We start from the raw sequence: 16,716 nt of genomic DNA on the forward strand, positions 1-16,716 counted from the left end.
AACTCATCGGGCGCGGGCCAGTATTCCGTTCACCTCTGACACAAATCACCTTGTTTTCGCCGTTCAGGGCTCTATGGTGGCGCGCGAAACCGCAGCTGGGGGCAGAATCTGGACCATCGATCAGCTCATGCGTGACCCTCGTCACTGTCTGGAACCTGTGACAGATGGGGCGGGTGTGACCACGTGTGCGCCGTGATTCCGAGGGGTATACCGGAAGGGTGACTGCATCGAGACTGTGGCTTGCTGTGGTGTGCGCGATCGTCGCTTCGCTGGGGGGTGTGCAGGCGAAGGCCGATCCGGGGGCGTATGTGGCGGGGGAGGCGCCGCTGGGTGGGCGGGCCGCTCAGCTCGATGTGTACTCGCCCGCGATGGGCCGGGTGATCCAGAACAGGGTGCTCGCGGCGGCGGGGGCGGGTGCGCCGACGCTGTACCTGCTGACCGGCGCCGGCGGCGGCGCCGACGGGATCTCCTGGTGGGACAACACCGATGTGCGGGATTTCTTCGCCGACAAGCACGTCAACGTGGTGATGCCGGTCGGCGGCGCGTTCACGCTCTACACCGACTGGATCGCCGACGATCCCGGCGTCGGCCGGGCCCGCTGGGAGACCTACCTGACCGAGGAGCTACCCGGCGTGATCGACGGCGCGCTCGGCACCAGCGGGCGCAATGCCATCGCGGGCGTGTCGATGAGCGCGTCGTCGGCGCTGGACCTGACCATCCGCGGCGGCTCCCGCTTCACCGCGGTGGCCGCGCTGAGCGGCTGCCCCTGGGCGGCCGACCCACTCGGTATCACGATGGTCAGCGCGCAGGCGGCGCGCGGCGGCGGCAATCCCGGCAACATGTGGGGCGTTCCGGGCGGCGCGGTCTGGCGTGAACACGACGTCTTCGCCAACGCGGGCGCGCTGGCGGGCAAGACGATCTTCCTGTCGGCCGCCACCGGCCTGCCCGGCGCGGCCGACCGCGGGCTCCCCATGCCGCCGCTGGAGACGATCGCGGGGGCGTGCACCGCGGCCTTCGCGGGTCGCCTCGGGCAGCTCGGCATCCCGGCCACCTACGTCCACCGGCCGACCGGCGCGCACACCTGGGGACAGTTCCAGGCCGACCTGCACGAGGCGTGGCCGCACCTGGCCGCCGCCATCGGCGCCTGAGCTCAGGCCTCGACGGCGACCGGGCGCTGCGCCTGCGGCGTGGCGGCGTCGTCGACGACCGGGTCGAGCTCGGGCTCGCGCCCGCCGCGCCGGAACCACCACTGCAGCAGCCCGATCCCGAGCACCGCCAGCAGCGCGCTGGTCAAGCTGATCGCCAGGCCAGGCGGCCGCCAGGTGACGGTGAGCTGCGCGTTGTGCGTGCCGGGCGGGATGTCGACGGCGACGAAGGTGCCCGCGACGGCGCGCACGGGGATCTCCCGGTCACCCAGGCTCGCGGTGTAGCCGGGCCAGGCCAGGCGGGCCAGCACGATCCGGCCGCCGGTGCCCGAGGAGACGGTGGCCCGGTTGGTCAGGCCCGCCTCCGGCATCACGGTGGCGTGCACGCCCGACTCGTGCGCGATGAGGTCGCCGGGCGAGGGCAGCGGATTGACCCGCTCCAGCACCCAGATCTGCTGCTCGTGCCCGGGGTAGTGGACGAACTTCCAGCCGGGCGGCGCGGGCTTCTCGCCCGCGTCGGGGTACTGGGCCCGCTGCAGGACGACGCGATCCATCCGCATCAGGTCGACGACCGGGGTATCGGTCGACGGCTCGACCGCGAACACCCGGCGATACGCGTCGGGGCAGGTGCCGCCGTCCCAGGCCATGCACAGCAGCCCGGCGAAGGCCGCGTGCCCGACCGGGGTGTAGCCGTTCACGTACTGCAGGCCGAGGTTCTTGGCGTAGCTGCCGAGCGCGATCGAGCCGTAGGTCGCCGCGAGCGTGCGGTCCTCGTCGCGGACCATGATCCGGTCGGCCAGTTGCAGTGTGCGACCGCCGAAGTCGGGGAACGCGGCGGTCATCTCGGAGCGCCGCTCGGGGAAGCCGTACGACAGCGGCGTCGCGGGGGCGGCGGCCACCTGGACGAAGGCGATCGGGAAGGTCGCGACGATGGTCAGCGCGGCGGCGGCGCCGATCCCGCGATTCCTGGCCAGCCACAGGACGCCGGCGCCGAGCGCGACCACGAAGACCACCGCGATCAGATGCCGTTCGAGCAGTTTCGGCGCGGCCGAGAACGACCGGATGAACAGCAGGCCGATCAGCGCGCCCGCGGCCGAGTACCGGCGCCGGGACGAGGCGAACACCCCGTGGCGGCTCAGCAGCACGCAGACCAGCACCAGCAGGGCGATCGCCAGCATCGGCAGCACCCGGGCGGGCCAGCGCAGCGGGCCGATCGCGCCGGGTCCGGCGGTCCACATCAGCGCGGCGACGGCGAACAGCGCGATCCCGCTCCATTCGGCGGCGGTGCGCGCGGCGGCCTTCCAGTCGATGAACGCCAGCGCCGGGATCACGAACCAGGCGATGTAGACCATCGGCAGCGGCTGCACGTGGCCCCACCACGCGGTGAACGCGGGCACCGTGCTCGGCAGGCTGGCATTGAGCGATTCCGACCACGGCACGGTCAGGAACGGGTCGTTGTGGATGGTGGAGACGTCGCCGCGCCAGGTGGCCTGCGAGGACAGCAGGATCGGCAGGTTGGCGACCATCGAGGCGGCCACCGCGAGACCGGACACGGTGAGCAGCCGCAGCACCGGCGCCCAGCGGCGCCGGTACAGGAACTCGCCGGCGGCGACGGCGGCGATCATCAGGCCGGATTCGACGGCGGGGAAGGCGTATTGGATGGTCAGCGCCAGGTACAGGAACACGAACAGTGGGATCGGTCCCGAGCGGCCCCTGGCGTAGAGCACGGCCGAGGCCCACGCGTGCACGAGCCAGGCGGTGCCGGTGTGCGAGGTGAACCAGCTGGCCTCGTCGAAGAACAGGAACCAGCCGCTGAACGGGAACGCCACCCCGGCCACGGCGGCCCAGGGCGCGCGGGCGCCGTAGGCCAGGCAGATCCGGAACACGCCGAGCGCCGCGATCGTGGAGAACACCAGCTTCACCGCGGTCGCGTACAGCGCGAGATCGTCGAACGAGGGCGCGAGCAGGTAGACCAGCAGCTGCGGCGGGTTGTAGAGCCCGGCCTCCTCGAGGCTGTAGTTGCCCGCCATCCACTCCCACGGCACCATCGCCGGGAACCGGCCCGCCCTGAGTTCGTTGCCCAGCAGCTGCCACATCGGCACGTACTGCGCCTCGGTGTCGTCGGTGTAGAAGTGCCGCGAGTCGCCGAGCAAGACCGCGATATACCCGGCCAGTACCGCGATCACGACGACGATCGCCCACTGCACCACTTGTTTTCGCGGTTCGAGCGCCGCGCGTACCCACACGAGCGCGGGAGCATAGGGCATTCAGGTGAATCCGACAATAAGCCGGGGTGTCGCGGCGTGGTGGTGGACGTTTGACCAGCTCAGGTGTGGTTAGGTTGGGGTAAGCACAACTCGGTGTGTCGTGGCTGTCGAGCGCGAAGTTGGTAGCATGGCCCCACCGAGCCGACCCTTCGAGAGAGTCATCAATGCAGTTCGAAATCGTCGAGCGGGACGAGACATGGGTGGCCGGTCTGCCGGTCCGCAGTCCCAAGCGCGCGCTCGGAGAGCTGCGCGACCGGGATCTCGAAGCCGCGTGGTCGGCCGTCCTGCACCAGGATCTGGGCGGCCCGCTGGCCAGTGCCTACACCGACTACACCGGTGAGCTGAGCACCTACAACACCCAGATCGTCGGCTACCAGTGCGCGTCGCTGGATCAGGTCACCCGCGGACATCTGGCGGCGCGGCTGCCGCGCGGCACCTACGCGCGCTTCTCCTCGGTCGGTAACTTTCCCCAGGTGATGACGGATCTGTGGACCCAGATCGCCTACGCCGAGGAGCACAACCAGATCAAGCGCACCTTCACCGGCGATTTCGAGTGTTACCCGCACGCGTACAAGATCGACCTGTACCTGGCGGTCGATCCGCGATGAGCTACACGATCGTGGTGCGCGGTGGCGCACTGTACGGCGGCCTGGCCGTGCCGCGGGTCCATCCGAGCTTCAAGGTGAGCAACAGCGACCTGATCGAGTTCCTCAAGGACCGCCTGCGCGACCGCCCCGGCGGGCGCGAGCCGCTGCACACCGTCTACGTCCCCGATCCGGCCGGCAACTGGAACGCGTTGGTGGCCCGCGAGTACGCGACGCCCGACGACGTGCCGGTCGGTGACCTGATGGTGCGGGTGCCCAAGGGCATCTACGCCCGCTTCGCTCCCAACGGCGATTACCACGATCCGGTCGAGGATGTCTGGGCCCAGGTCGACGACGCGACGGCGTCGGCGGAGATTTCGCGGGCCTATCGCGAGGAGATCGAGGTCTGGCACGGCCCGGACACCGTAGAATTGTTCGTTTCGATCACAGTCGATAGCTGACGGTTAGCCGGATTCGAACCGATCGGTCTGGATCTCGGGGGCTTCCGTATTCACACCCCTTCTGAGCTGCGGTTATTTCAACCGTCTCGGACGGTTATCGGAAAAATAGCCACTCGTCTGGTGCAAACGTTGCGGATGACGGATACTGCACCAGTCGGCATCGGTAGGACGCCGACCGCGCGCGGGCGCGTAGCACGGAGCTAGGAACACGATGGCTGTCGAAGCAGCGCGCAACGAGAAGAGGTTGCGGCGCGTTCACCGTCGCGCCGGTCGGGACGCGGTGGCGCGGTTCGTGGGTCGGATCCGTAGATGACCGAACCGGACCCGCCTGCCGCGGACCACCGCCCCCTCGTGCTCGATCCGACCGACCCCACCGATGCGGCAACCCTGCGGCAGCTCGCCGCGGCGCCCGGCATCGGCACCTACGACCTGCGCGCGGGCCTGCGCGCCGAGCTGGCTCAGCTCACCGGATTGCCGCCGGGGCTCGACCCCGACGAGGAACGGTGGGTCTACTACCCGTGGCGGCACGCGCTCGTCGCGATCCTCGGCCCCGCGGCCTTCCAGGTGATCCGCTCCGACCGCAACCGCAACAAGCTCACCAGGGCCGAACAGCAGCGCCTCGCCGGGCTGACGGTCGGCGTGGTCGGGCAGAGTGTCGGCCACTCCGTCGCGTACACGCTGGCGCTGGAGGGCGCGTGCGGGCTGCTGCGGCTGGCCGACTTCGACACCATCGAGCTGTCGAACCTGAACCGGGTGCCGGGCGGGCTGTTCGACGTCGGCGTCAACAAGGCCGTGGTCACCGCGCGCCGGATCGCCGAGCTCGACCCCTTCCTGCCGGTGGAGATCTGGTCCGCCGGCGTGCTGACCGACACCGCCGACGAATTCCTCGACGGGCTCTCGGTGGTCGTCGAGGAATGCGATTCGCTCGACATCAAGTTCGCGGTCCGCGAGGCCGCCCGCAGGCACCGGATCCCGCTGCTGATGGACACCAGCGACCGCGGGCTCTTCGACGTCGAGCGCTACGACCTGGAACCGGGCCGCGAACCCTTCCACGGGCTGCTCGGCACGACCACCGGCGCCCAGCTGGCCGACCTCGACACCAAGGGGAAGGCGCCGCACGTGCTGCGCATCCTCGACCCGGGCCAGCTGTCCTCGCGGATGGCGGCCAGCCTGGCCGAGATCGGCGAAACGATCACCACCTGGCCGCAATTGGGCAGTGACGTGCAGCTGGGCGCGGCCATCGTGACCGCGGCGGTGCGCCGGATCGGGCTCGGCGCCAAGCTGTCCTCCGGCCGGACCCGCGTCGACCTGGAGGCGGCGCTGGACTCCCTCGCCGAACCCGGCTACCTCGACGACGGCGTCGACCAGGCCCCCGAGCCGCCCGCCGACGAACCGCCGCCCGCCGACCCGGTCGCGGCGATCCTGGCCTGCGCCCAGCGCGCGCCCTCGGGCGGCAATGTGCAGCCGTGGCGGCTGCGCGGTACCGCGGACCTGATCGAGATCGCCCTCGACCCGGCCGGTTCGACCGCGATGGACATCGGCCTGCGCGGCAGCGCCGTCGCGGTGGGTGCCGCGCTGCACAACGCCCGCGCCGCCGCGGCCGCGCACGGCCTGCTCGGCGAGCCGGAGCTGCGCGTCGACGATCCGGCGGGCCCCCTGCTCGCCCGGCTGCGGCTGCGCGCGGGGACCGACGCCGATCTGGCCGCGGATTACCCGCTCGCGCTGGCCAGGCACACCAATCGCAGGCTCGGTGACGTCGCGCCGCTGCCCGGCACCGTGGTGCCCGCCCTGGGCACCGCCGCCGCGGCCGAGGGCGCCACCGTGCACGCGATCACCGGGGTCGAGGCGCTGGCCGAGGCCGCGGCGCTGCTCGGCGCCAGCGATCGGGTCCGCTACCTCACGCCGCAGCTGCACCAGCAGCTCTACGGTGAATTGCGCTGGCCCGGTGAGGATGTCCGCACCGGCATCGACGTGCGCACGCTCGACCCGGCGCCCGACGAACTGGCCAAGCTCCAGGTCGGCAGGCGCACCGATGTGATGGACCGGCTGCGCGAGTGGTCGGCGGGCACCGCGCTGGGTGAATTCACCGTCGATCGGGTGCGCTCGAGCTCGGCTCTGGTCGCGATCGGTTTCCGCGCGCGAGCAGGGGGTACGCCTGATCTTGCCGACTACGCGATGGCCGGTGCCGCAGTGGAAAGGGTGTGGCTACGGGCGCAACTACTGGGGCTGGCGGTGCAGCCGGTGTCCCCGGTGTTCCTCTATGCCGACCGGCGCGAGGATTTGCGCATCGTTTCTTCCGAGTTCACAGATACACTTGCCAACATTCAGAGGCTTTTCCAGGACCTGCTGGGGATCCCTGAGGATGAGAACGTGGCATTGGTTCTTCGTCTGAGCTACGCCGCGGCTGCGAGCGTTCGCAGTCGACGGTTGCCGGTGCCCGGCAGTAGGAACGACGGATAGCGCGGATCGGAGACAACGTGCCTCGGCAAACGCTCGACTCACTGGTGACGCAGGTCGCCTCCGAGTTGATGGGTGTCGACGCCACGACCATGGTGGCGGCGAGCGAGCGGGTGCTCGCCTCCCTCGTCGATCATTTCGACGTCGACGTCAGCTATCTGCGCCACACCGATCGCGCCAAGCGCGCGACCGTGCTGGTCGCGGAATGGCCGCGGCGCCCCGAGGTCCCCGACCCCGACCCGCTGCACACGGTCGAGTTCGAACACGCGGATTCGGTGTTCCGCGCCCTCGAGTTCGCCACCGAGCCGCTGATCGTGCGGCCGGGCGGCGAGAGCGCCGACTACCAGGAGACGATCCGCAAGTCCTCGGGCATTCCCGAGGTGGCCATGGCCTGCGTGCCGCTGGTCTCGCGCGGCGAGTCGACCGGTGTGCTCGGTTTCGTGAAGATGGGCGACCGGGCGTGGTCCAAGCGGGAACTCAACGTGCTCAAGGCCATCGCCGCGCTGTTCGCTCAGTTGCAGGCGCGCGTGGTCGCCGAGGAGAAGCTGCGCTACATCGCGCTGCACGACGACCTGACCGGCCTGGCCAACCGCCGCGCCCTGCTCGAGTACATGGAGGAGCGGCTGCGCGCGGGTGAACCCGGCCCGATCGCCACCTTCTTCCTCGACCTGGACCGGCTCAAGGCACTCAACGACTTCCTCGGCCACAGCGCGGGCGACAACTTCATCCGCACGCTGGCGCGCAGGCTCAAACAGAACCTGGAACCCGGCGACATGATCGCCCGGCTCGGCGGCGACGAGTTCGTCATCGTGCCCGCCGCGCCGATGGACGCGGTGGCCGCCGAACTCGAGGCCACCCGGATCCAGCAGCTGATCGGCCGCCGGGTGTCGGTCGGGCAGGAATCGGTCAGCCGCGGGGTGAGCGTCGGTGTGGCGCTCGGCCTTCCGGGCGAGACCTCGGTGTCGGACGTGCTGCGCCGCGCCGATCACGCCCTGCTGTCGGCGAAGTCGGGCGGCGGCAACGGGGTCGCGGTGTTCACCGACGCCATGCGCGCGCAGTTCGAACTCCAGGACGACGTGGAACTCAACCTGCGCAGCGCGGTGTCCGACGGCTCGCTGGTGCTGCACTACCAGCCCGAGGTCGACCTGCGTACCGGCCGGATCGTGGCGCTGGAGGCGCTGGTCCGCTGGCAGCATCCCACCCGCGGCCTGCTGCCGCCCGGCGCGTTCGTCTCGGTGGCCGAGGCCACCAATCTGGCCGGTGAGCTGGGGCGCTGGGTCATCCGGTCGGCCTGTTCGCAATTCGCCGACTGGCGCCGCCGCGGGCTGGCCGCCAATGTGGTGATCCGGATCAATGTGTCGCCGGTGCAGCTGGTCAGCGCCGATTTCGTAGAGCGGATCGAGGACATCCTGCGGCTGTTCGGGATCGACGGCAGCTCGGTCTGCCTGGAGATCACCGAGCACGTGGTCGTGCAGGATCTCGTGCGCACCCGGCTCACCCTGCGCGGGCTCAAGCGGATGGGCGTGCAGATCGCCATCGACGACTTCGGCACCGGCTACAGCTCGCTCTCGCACCTCAAGGCCCTGCCGGTCGACGCGGTCAAGATCGACCGCGGTTTCGTGCAGCGCCTCGGCGACAGCAACGACGACCTGGCGATCGTGAAGTCGATCATCGGCCTGGCCGGGTCCTTCGGGCTCGGCGTGGTCGGGGAGGGCGTCGAGACGCCGATGGCGGCCAGGACCCTGGTCGGCCTCGGCTGCTACCGCGCGCAGGGCTTTCTCATCGCCCGGCCGATGCCCGCCGAGGAAGTCGAAGCGCAACTGCGGGAAGGACGCATCCCCCTCGACCTCGATCTGCCCCGCGCGGGACGCGGCGTGGCGCCGAGCTGATCGCGGTGATGTCGGCAGGCGGATGGCTGCTGGTGGAGACCCTCGCCGAGGATCTCGCGCCGACGCTGGTCGCGGTGGACGCGCACGCGCGCGACTGGCTCCCACCGTCGCGGTGGCCGCGCGCGATCGGGACGGCCAGGGCGCGGCTGCTGCGCGAGGCGGTGCGGCGGTGCCAGGAGCGCGGTGCATCGACCCGCGATGTAGTCGGTGACACCCTGGTGCTCACCGAGCCCGTGCGGTGCGCGTTCGGCGGTGTCCACGGCGTGCAGGTCTGGACCGGCCCGGTCGACGAGCCGGTGCGGCCCCGCCGCCGGGTCGCGGCCTGGGACTGGGACTCGGTGACCGAGCTGGCCCACCACGGTCCCGGCCTGGAGGAACTCGTCTTCGCCAGGGAACCCGAGCACGTGCGGGTGATCCGCACCCCGCCCGACGCGTTCGGCCGGATGGTCCGCTTCGACGGCCGGGTCGAGTACTTCGCCATGGCCACCGAGCTGGTACCGGGCGGACGCTGGCAGGGCCAGGTCGACATGCTCGGCGACGACGAGTGCCCGCGCCGGTTCCAGATGATCACCAGGGCCCGCCCCGGCCCGCGCCGGGTGAGCGCCCTGATGCACGCCATCCCGGAACTCGACGACGACGCCGCGGCGGTCGACCCCGACATCACGATGCTGCGCGCGGTCTCCCAGCACAGCGGCGTCGGCGTCGGCCTGATCCTGCTGTCCAGCGGCCTCATCTACGAGTGGGCGGGCGACCCGCCACCCCCACTGGACCGCTGGGCGGTGGAACGCCCCACGGTCGACCCGATCGACCTCGCCGCCCTCCGCGCCGCTTGCGCCGACGTCGCCCACCACCCCGGCACGTCGCGCCGCCTCGCCCTCCGCGTCCGCTTCGCCGAGACCCCCTGGATCCGCGCCAACGCCGAACTGGTCACCATCACCACCGCCGCCACCGGCCACGGCCTCCTCCGCGTCTGGTCCGACGACCCACCCGAACCCGGTTAGCCGCTTCTTTCGCCGCTGTTCACGCGCTGTTCCACGGCCCGGTTCCGTGGGTAACCCGCGCGGCTGGACGATCGGCGAGTGCGCATCGTGCAGCTCGCCAATTTCTACGGCCCGCGATCGGGTGGGTTGCGCACCGCCCTGCACCATCTGGGGGAGGGGTATGTCGCGGCGGGGCACGAGGTGGTGCTGATCGTGCCGGGGGCGCGGCGCGGTGAGGAAGTGCTGCCGACCGGGGCGTTGCGGATCACCCTGCCCGCGGTGGCGATTCCGTTCACCGGTGGGTATCGCGCGGCCGATCCGCGGCGGGTCGCCGATGTGCTCGGTGGGCTGCGGCCCGATGTGCTCGAGGTGTCGGATCGGCTCACGCTGCGCGGGTTCGGGCGGTGGGCCGGGCGGCGCGGGGTGGCGAGCGTGATGATCTCGCACGAGCGGCTCGATCGGCTGCTCGGGCAGTTCCTGCCGGGGCCCGCCGCGCGGCGGTGCGCCGACGTGGCCAACCGCCGCACCGCCGACGACTACGACATGGTGGTGTGCACGACCGACTTCGCGCGCGAGGAGTTCCAGCGTATCGGCGCCCCCAATGTGGAACTGGTGCCGCTCGGCGTCGACCTCGACCTGTTCAGTCCGCGCCGCCGCGACCGCAGGCTGCGCGCCGACCTGGGGGTCGAGGGGCATCCGCTGCTGGTGCACTGCGGCCGGTTGTCGGTGGAGAAGCGGGTCGACCGCAGCATCGAGGCGGTGGGCGCGCTGCATCGCGCCGGGCTACCCGCCCGGCTGGTCGTCGCCGGTGACGGCCCGCGCCGCGAATCGCTCGAACGCCGCGCCCGCACCCTGCCCGCCCTGCCCGGCGGCGCGCCGTCGGTCCACTTCACCGGCTTCATCAGCGACCGGTCCATGGTCGCGAAACTGCTTGCCACCGCAGATGTCTCACTCGCCCCCGGCCCACACGAGACCTTCGGCCTCGCCGCCCTGGAGGCACTGGCCGCCGGCACCCCGGTCGTCGCCAGCCGCTCCTCGGCACTGGCCGACATCGTCACCGCCGAATGCGGAGCCATCGCCGCCGACCGCCCCCGCGCCTTCGCCCAGGCCGTCACCGACGTCCTGGCCATGCCCACCTCGGGCCGCCGCAAAGCGGCCCGCACCCGCGCCGAACAGTTCACCTGGCCGCGGGCCGTCGCGGGCATGCTCGCCGTCCTCGATCGCTGAGCCGGTGCGGAACTCGCCGACCCGGGCGGAGCCGCGCGGCGGCTCAGCTCTCGCTGCGGGCGGCCAGGACCGCCTCGTACAGGTCTTTCCGGGAAGCGCCACGCCCCGCCGAGACCTCGGCGCACGCGTCCTTGAGCCGCAGGCCGGACTCGACCAGGGCCTCCACCTCGGCCACGAGATCGGCGGGATCGGCCGAGACCGGCTGGGCCCCGGCGAGTACCACCGTGATCTCCCCACGCGCGCCCTCGACGGCCCAGGCGGCGAGCTCGCCGAGCGTGCCGCGCACGACCTCCTCGTAGGTCTTGGTGAGTTCCCGGCAGACGGCCGCGCGCCGGTCGGGCCCGAGGACGGTGACCGCGTCGGCCAGGCAGTCGGCCAGCCGGTGCGGCGCCTCGAAGAAGACGCACGCGCGCTGTTCGGCGGCCAAGGTGCGCAACCACTCCCGGCGCTGACCACCCTTGCGCGGCGCGAAACCGTCGAAGCAGAACCGCTCGACCGGCAACCCGGACAGCGCGAGCGCGGTGGTGACCGCGGACGGGCCCGGCAGGCAGGTGACCGGGAGATCGCGCTCGACGGCGGCGGCGACCAGGCGATAGCCGGGGTCGCTGACCGACGGCATGCCCGCGTCGGTCACCAGCAGCACGGTCAGGCCGCTGGCGAGGTCGTCGAGCAGGGCGGGGATACGGGCGGTTTCGACGTGGTCGTAGAAGCTGACCACCCGGCCGGTGATCTCCACGCCCAGCGCCTTGGCCAGCGATTTGGTCCGGCGGGTGTCCTCCGCGGCGACCACATCGGCCGAGCCGAGCGCGTCGCGCAGTCGCTGGGACGCGTCCCCGATGTCGCCCATCGGCGTAGCCGCTAAGACCAACACAGTGTCGTCCAGCCTCTCCGGTAGTTTGGGTCATTCTGTCAGGCGCGCGCGCCCCGCCGGTTCGCGCATCGGAGGAGGGGGACAAGTGTCGGGTCGGACTTCACTGGGCGCACCGCCTACGATCGGGGCGTGATCCCGGTGACCGAAACGCGTGCGATGCCACCGTCACGGCCCGCCTCCGTGCTGGTCGGTCCGGCTCCGCTGCGACCGACGCCGGATTTCGGCCCGCTCGACACCGCCCGCGGCTGGGCGGTCACCTTGGTACTCACCGCGATCGCGGCCATCACCCGGTTCGCGAACCTGAACTATCCGACCGATGCGCGCACCCCCGTCTTCGACGAGAAGCACTACGCGCCGCAGGCCTGGCAGATGGTCACCGGCGGCGGCGTGGAGGACAACCCCGCCTACGGCCTGGTGGTGCATCCGCCGGTCGGCAAGCAGTTCATCGCGATCAGCGAGGCGCTGTTCGGCTACAACGCCTGGGGCTGGCGCGGCACGGCGGCGCTGGCGGGCACCGTCCTGGTCCTGCTGGTGATCCGGATCGTGCGGCGCATGTCGCGCTCGACGCTGATCGGCGCGTTCGCCGGCATCCTGCTCATCGCCGACGGGCTGACCTTCGTCTCCTCCCGCATCGGCATGCTCGACATCTTCATGGCGCTGCTGGTGACCGCCGCCTTCGGCTGTCTCATCGTCGACCGCGACGACGTGCGCGCACGGCTGGCCCGCGCGGATCTGGCGGGCCGGGTCGGGATCACCGACTGGGGACCGCGACTCGGCGTGCGCTGGTGGCGGTTCGGCGCGGGCGTGCTGCTCGGGCTGGCCTGCGGCACCAAGTGGTCGGGCATCTACTTCATCATGTTCTTCGGCCTGCTCAGCGTGGCCTTCGACGTCAGCGCGCGGCGCGCGTACGGGGTGCGCAGGCCGTGGGTCGGCACGCTGGTCCGCGATGTCGGTCCGGCGCTGTACGCGCTCGTCGTGATTCCGCTGGTGGTGTATCTGTCCTCGTACTGGGCCTGGTTCGCCAGCGAGTCCGGGGTGTACCGGTACGCGGTCGGCAATCAGGTCGGCACCGGCGGACCGTTCGCGTTCCTGCCCGACGCGCTGCGCTCGCTCTGGTACTACCAGGGCGAGACCCTCGACTTCCATTCCAGCCTGACCAATTCCGCGGGCAACCATCACCCGTGGGAATCCAAGCCGTGGACCTGGCCGATGGGCCTGCGCCCGATGCTCTACTACTACGCCGACGGCACCGTCACCGGCTGTGGCGAGTCGCAGTGCGTCAAGGCCGTGATGGCCGTCGGCACTCCCGCGCTGTGGTGGCTGGCGCTGCCCGCGCTCGGCTGGATGCTGTGGCGCTCGGTGGTGCGCAAGGACTGGCGCTACGCGGCGGTGCTGGTCGGCTACGGCGCGGGCCTGCTGCCCTGGTTCCTGACCCTGGACCGGCAGATGTACTTCTTCTACGCGGTCGTCCTGGCGCCGTTCCTGGCGATGGGCGTCGCGCTGATCCTCGGTGACATCCTCGGTTCGGCCCGGCCGGCGGGGATACCCCGCAGTCCCACCGGCACCTATCTCCCAGCCCCGGTGAACGAGCGCTACGCCCTGGGCCTGCTGATCGTCAGCATCTATCTGGGCCTGGTGATCGCGAACTTCGTCTGGCTGTGGCCGATTCTCACGGCCCAGCCGATCAGTCCGGCCAGCTGGCAGGACCACCTCTGGCTCCCGAGCTGGCGCTAGCCCGGGTCAGCTGTCCAGCGCGCGCTGGACGAAGGTGACGGCATCGGCGTCGGGCAGGCCCAGCCGCCGGATGGTCGTCACGTAGTCGACGGCGGCGCGGCCCGCGATGTCCCGGGTGGGGTCGCCGGAGGAGGCGATGAACGAGCCCTGGCGGCCCCGGGTCTCGAGCACGCCGTCGGCTTCGAGTTCCCGGTAGGCGCGGGCGACGGTGTTCGGCGCGATGCCGAGGTCGGCGGCCAGGGCGCGCACGGTCGGGATCTTGGTGCCCGCGGTGAGCGTGCCCGCGCGGACCTGTTCGATCACGGCCATGCGTAACTGCTCGTAGGGCGGTTGGGCGGAATCGGCGGACAGCTCGACGTGGAACACGCTCGCTCACACCTCGTCTCGGGCCAGGGGGCAGGACATACAGCGCGGACCGCCCCGGCCGGAGCCCAGCTCCGAGCCCTGGATGGTGAGCACCTCGACACCGGCGTCGATCAGCCGCGAATTGGTCATCTCGTTGCGCTCGTAGGCCACCACGACGCCGGGCGCGAGTGCCAGCGTGTTGTTGCCGTCGTCCCACTGCTCGCGTTCGGCGGTCGGCCCGTCGCGGCCGGTGTCGATCACCCGCAGGTTCGCGATGCCCATGGCGGCGGCCGCGGCGGGCAGGAACGGTTCGGGTCCGGTGATGCTGATCCGGTCCAGGTCGCCGCGGCCGGAGAAGCCGTCCTCGCGGCGGATCGTGAACGCCCGCAGGGTTTCCCGCACGCCCGGGTACATCACCACCGCGTCGGTGTCGACCATCGTGCACACGGTGTCCAGGTGCATGGTCGCGCGGTTCTGCGCGATCGGCACCACCAGCACGGTGTGCGCGAGGTCGTCGTCGAAGAGGCTGCGCGCCAGCGCTTCCGCGCCCGCGGGGGTGGTCCGCTCGCCGACGCCGACCGCCACCACGCCCGGCGCGAGCAGCAGCACGTCACCGCCCTCGATCGGCGCGGTGTGCGATTCGTAGGCGCGGCGCACGCCGAGGAAGCGCGGATGGAAGGCGTAGACGAGATCGGTGATCGAGGTCTCGCGGATGCGGGCGGGCAGCGCGAGCGAGGTGATCGCGACCTTGGGGCCGACCCAGAACGAGGAGTCCCTGGTGAACAGCAGATTGGGCAGCGGGTCGATGACGAAGTCGCCGCCGTGGTGCATCCGGCGCACCAGCGAGGTGGTGTCCGGGCCGAACGGCAGCTCGTCGAAGGTCATCCCGGCCATCAGGATGTCGGCGAGCTCGCGGGCCTCGACCTTGCGCAGCTCGGCCGCGAGCTGATCGGCCAGGCCGTGGCCCAGCCTGCGGGCGTCGACGGCGGCGGAGATACCCTGGATCCTGGCCGCGCCGCTCACCTCGAGCGTTTCGGCGAGCAGGTCCGACAGCAGCAGGACTTCCACGCCGCGTTCGCGCAGCAGGGCGGCGAAGGAATCATGCTCGGCTTGGGCGCGTTCGACCCAGGGGATGCCGTCGAAGAGCAGCTGATCATTGTTGCTGGGGGTGAGCCTGCGCAGTTCGTCGCCGGGGCGGTGCAGCAGCACCGTCCGGAGCGTGCCGACCTCGGAGGTGACGGCCAGGCGCGAGTCGGGGGCGGTTCCCATGCGGAAACCGTAATCCGCGGAGCGCGCGTCGGCACGGAAGACCCGCAGACCCGGTGGGTGCGGAGTCCTCCCGTTTTTCGTACACGCCACGAAAACCTCAAGTATTGTTGAGGGCGAAAACGGGAGGAGCGCAGATGACGACGGCCGATTGGCAAACGAAGGAGCTGACCCCCGGGCAGCTATCCGATCGTAGTGGAGTTGCAGTGTCCGCGTTGCACTTCTACGAACGTGAAGGTCTCATATCGAGTCGTCGAACCAGTGGCAATCAACGGCGCTACGCTCGCGAAACGCTGCGCCGGGTCGCTTTCATCCGCATCTCCCAGCGCGTCGGCATCCCACTCAGTGAGATCCGCTCGGCGCTGGACCGGCTCCCCGAAGGCCGCACACCCACCCGCCGCGATTGGGAGACGCTGTCCACCACCTGGCGCGAGGACCTCGACGACCGCATCACCCAGCTCACCCGGCTGCGCGACAACCTCACCGGTTGCATCGGCTGCGGGTGCCTGTCGCTGGGCTCGTGCAAGCTCGTCAACGAGCACGACCGGCTCGGCGCGGAGGGGCCAGGCGCGCGCGTGCTCGATGTTCAGCTCAACTGCCCGCCGCGATCGGGGTGCGTCTAGCTCGGTCTACGGCGCGCGCGGCCGCGGTGCGGCATCATCGCGGGTATGACCTCTCTGGACGCGAAAGCGAAGACTCTGCTCGAACTGCACCAGCCCGGTGATCCGGTGGTGCTGCCGACCGTGTGGGACGCGTGGTCGGCGAATGTCGCTGTGGCCGCGGGCTTTTCGGGGCTCACGCTGGGTAGCCATCCGGTCGCCGATTCGGTCGGGCGTAGCGACGGCGAGGGGATGACCTTCGACGAACTGCTCGCGCGCGTCACCCAGGTGACCGGGGCCGTGGAGGTGCCGGTCTCGGTGGACATCGAGTCGGGCTACGGGCTCGAACCCGCGCGGCTGATCGAGGGGCTGCTCGGCGCGGGCGCGGTCGGGCTCAATATCGAGGACACCGTGCACAGCGAGGGCAAGCGGCTGCGCTCGCCCGAGGAGCACGCCGAGCTGGTCGGCGGGCTGCGCGCGGCGGCCGACGCGGCGGGGGTGCACGTCGTGGTGAACGCGCGCACCGATCTGTTCCTGCGTCAGGACGGGGACGAGGCCGACCGGGTCGACCGGGTGATCGCCCGGCTGCGGCTGGCCGCCGACGCCGGCGCGGATTCGCTGTACCCGGTGGGCTGGCACTCCGACGAGGTCCAGCGCAGGCTCGCCACCGAACTGCCGCTGCCGATCAACGCGATCGCACAGCCGGGGACGCCGGCCAGGGCGCATCTCGCCGAACTCGGCGTCGGCCGGATCAGCTTCGGGCCGCTGCTGCAGGCGGCACTCGGCGCCGAAGCGAGCAAGCTGCTCGCCGCCTGGAACTGAGGTGCGGCGTGGGGGGGGGGGGGGGCGCGGCGGGCGCCCCCCCCCACACACCAAGAGGGTGAGAGGGGC

General features: G+C 71.1%; 14 protein-coding genes. 10 read left to right on the plus strand and 4 right to left on the minus strand.

Annotation, left to right across the window (positions count from 1 at the left end; genetic code table 11):
• The first annotated feature begins 218 nt into the window (after positions 1-218).
• A complete protein-coding gene (locus tag AB0H54_RS05060; protein WP_357342825.1) occupies positions 219-1,148 on the plus strand; it encodes an alpha/beta hydrolase family protein in 930 nt (309 codons plus the stop codon).
• Between the two features lie 2 nt (positions 1,149-1,150).
• On the opposite strand, the gene AB0H54_RS05065 is transcribed toward AB0H54_RS05060, so the two are convergent.
• Positions 1,151-3,412, minus strand: a complete 2,262-nt coding sequence (locus AB0H54_RS05065) for a hypothetical protein (protein ID WP_357342827.1) — start codon at positions 3,410-3,412, stop codon at positions 1,151-1,153.
• Positions 3,413-3,576: 164 nt separating this feature from the next.
• Here AB0H54_RS05065 and AB0H54_RS05070 point away from each other — a divergent pair, with 164 nt between their 5' ends.
• The 6 genes from AB0H54_RS05070 (at position 3,577) to AB0H54_RS05095 (ending at position 11,010) form a co-directional block, all read left to right on the plus strand.
• Entirely contained in the window at positions 3,577-4,020 is a 444-nt protein-coding gene (locus AB0H54_RS05070; RefSeq protein WP_019049207.1) for a GyrI-like domain-containing protein, read from the plus strand.
• Entirely contained in the window at positions 4,017-4,457 is a 441-nt protein-coding gene (locus tag AB0H54_RS05075) for an AraC family transcriptional regulator (RefSeq protein ID WP_355273421.1), read from the plus strand. Before AB0H54_RS05070 ends, AB0H54_RS05075 begins: the two co-directional genes overlap by 4 nt.
• A gap of 309 nt (positions 4,458-4,766) precedes the next feature.
• The gene (locus AB0H54_RS05080; protein ID WP_357342830.1) at positions 4,767-6,917 is read left to right on the plus strand and encodes an Rv1355c family protein; all 2,151 of its coding nucleotides are present in this window, start codon (positions 4,767-4,769) and stop codon (positions 6,915-6,917) included.
• Between the two features lie 17 nt (positions 6,918-6,934).
• Positions 6,935-8,803: an EAL domain-containing protein gene (locus AB0H54_RS05085; RefSeq protein WP_357342832.1), complete on the plus strand. Its 1,869-nt coding sequence runs from the start codon at positions 6,935-6,937 to the stop codon at positions 8,801-8,803.
• A gap of 8 nt (positions 8,804-8,811) precedes the next feature.
• Complete coding sequence (locus tag AB0H54_RS05090) at positions 8,812-9,804, plus strand: GAF domain-containing protein (RefSeq protein WP_357342834.1); 993 nt, start codon at positions 8,812-8,814, stop codon at positions 9,802-9,804.
• Positions 9,805-9,882: 78 nt separating this feature from the next.
• A complete protein-coding gene (locus tag AB0H54_RS05095) occupies positions 9,883-11,010 on the plus strand; it encodes a glycosyltransferase (RefSeq protein WP_357342836.1) in 1,128 nt (375 codons plus the stop codon).
• A 43-nt stretch (positions 11,011-11,053) separates the two neighbouring features.
• Here the strand turns inward: AB0H54_RS05095 and rsmI are convergent, their stop codons facing one another.
• On the minus strand, positions 11,054-11,881 hold the full coding sequence (gene rsmI / locus AB0H54_RS05100) for a 16S rRNA (cytidine(1402)-2'-O)-methyltransferase (protein WP_355273409.1): 828 nt from the start codon (positions 11,879-11,881) through the stop codon (positions 11,054-11,056).
• A gap of 156 nt (positions 11,882-12,037) precedes the next feature.
• On the opposite strand from rsmI, the gene AB0H54_RS05105 reads away from it, so the two are divergent.
• Entirely contained in the window at positions 12,038-13,615 is a 1,578-nt protein-coding gene (locus tag AB0H54_RS05105) for a phospholipid carrier-dependent glycosyltransferase (RefSeq protein WP_355274613.1), read from the plus strand.
• A 6-nt stretch (positions 13,616-13,621) separates the two neighbouring features.
• Here the strand turns inward: AB0H54_RS05105 and AB0H54_RS05110 are convergent, their stop codons facing one another.
• Positions 13,622-13,981 carry a GntR family transcriptional regulator gene (locus tag AB0H54_RS05110; protein ID WP_357342838.1) on the minus strand — a complete coding sequence of 120 codons (360 nt, stop codon included), beginning with the start codon at positions 13,979-13,981 and terminating at the stop codon, positions 13,622-13,624.
• A gap of 6 nt (positions 13,982-13,987) precedes the next feature.
• A complete protein-coding gene (arcA, locus tag AB0H54_RS05115; RefSeq protein WP_357342840.1) occupies positions 13,988-15,229 on the minus strand; it encodes an arginine deiminase in 1,242 nt (413 codons plus the stop codon).
• Between the two features lie 134 nt (positions 15,230-15,363).
• Here arcA and soxR point away from each other — a divergent pair, with 134 nt between their 5' ends.
• Together soxR and AB0H54_RS05125 are read left to right on the plus strand one after the other, a co-directional pair.
• Positions 15,364-15,849, plus strand: a complete 486-nt coding sequence (soxR, locus tag AB0H54_RS05120) for a redox-sensitive transcriptional activator SoxR (protein WP_218717207.1) — start codon at positions 15,364-15,366, stop codon at positions 15,847-15,849.
• A 45-nt stretch (positions 15,850-15,894) separates the two neighbouring features.
• Positions 15,895-16,647 (plus strand): isocitrate lyase/phosphoenolpyruvate mutase family protein, encoded by a 753-nt coding sequence (locus tag AB0H54_RS05125; RefSeq protein WP_357342842.1) that lies wholly within the window; start codon positions 15,895-15,897, stop codon positions 16,645-16,647.
• Positions 16,648-16,716 lie beyond the last annotated feature (69 nt).

The organism is Nocardia sp. NPDC050718 (assembly GCF_040654235.1).
GTDB lineage: Bacteria > Actinomycetota > Actinomycetes > Mycobacteriales > Mycobacteriaceae > Nocardia.